This is a genomic window from Planococcus chinensis (assembly GCF_020071995.1).
Lineage (GTDB): Bacteria > Bacillota > Bacilli > Bacillales_A > Planococcaceae > Planococcus > Planococcus chinensis_A.
Genome location: NZ_JABWTK010000027.1, coordinates 1 through 1,012, shown reverse-complemented (window position 1 = coordinate 1,012; position 1,012 = coordinate 1). Strand labels below are relative to the sequence as shown.

Genomic DNA, 1,012 nt, shown 5'->3' with positions numbered 1-1,012 from the left:
TCACAGTTCAATGTTTGCGGAAACGGGATTTGCCTCGTTTCCCACCTTGCTGCTTGGACGCGCTCAACCAACGGCGCGCTCGCCTTATCCTTCTGCGTCCCCCCATTGCTCAAACGGCGGGGAGGTGGTACAGGAATATCAACCTGTTGTCCATCGTCTACGCCTATCGGCCTCGACTTAGGTCCCGACTGACCCTGAGCGGACGAGCCTTCCTCAGGAAACCTTAGGCATTCGGTGGACGGGATTCTCACCCGTCTTTCGTTACTCATACCGGCATTCTCACTTCTAAGCGCTCCACGGATCCTTCCGGTCCCGCTTCGACGCCCTTAGAACGCTCTCCTACCACGGACATCTGAGATGTCCATCCACAGCTTCGGTAATCCGTTTAGCCCCGGTACATTTTCGGCGCAGTGTCACTCGACCAGTGAGCTATTACGCACTCTTTAAATGATGGCTGCTTCTAAGCCAACATCCTGGTTGTCTAAGCAACGCCACATCCTTTTCCACTTAACGGATATTTGGGGACCTTAGCTGGTGGTCTGGGCTGTTTCCCTCTTGACTACGGATCTTATCACTCGCAGTCTGACTCCCAAGCATAAATCACTGGCATTCGGAGTTTGTCTGAATTCGGTAACCCGGGATGGGCCCCTAGTCCAAACAGTGCTCTACCTCCAGGATTCTCAATCTTGAGGCTAGCCCTAAAGCTATTTCGGAGAGAACCAGCTATCTCCAGGTTCGATTGGAATTTCTCCGCTACCCACACCTCATCCCCGCACTTTTCAACGTGCGTGGGTTCGGGCCTCCAGTAAGTGTTACCTTACCTTCACCCTGGACATGGGTAGATCACCTGGTTTCGGGTCTACAACTGCATACTCATTCGCCCTATTCAGACTCGCTTTCGCTGCGGCTCCGGCTTCTCACCTTAACCTTGCATGCAATCGTAACTCGCCGGTTCATTCTACAAAAGGCACGCCATCACCCATAAACGGGCTTTGACTAGTTGTAGGCACAC

Annotated in this window: 1 rRNA gene; it reads right to left on the bottom strand. The window is 53.1% G+C overall.

Annotated elements, in window-relative coordinates:
• Positions 1–1,012: ribosomal RNA gene (locus HU147_RS19040) — 23S ribosomal RNA — on the bottom strand; the annotation flags it as partial.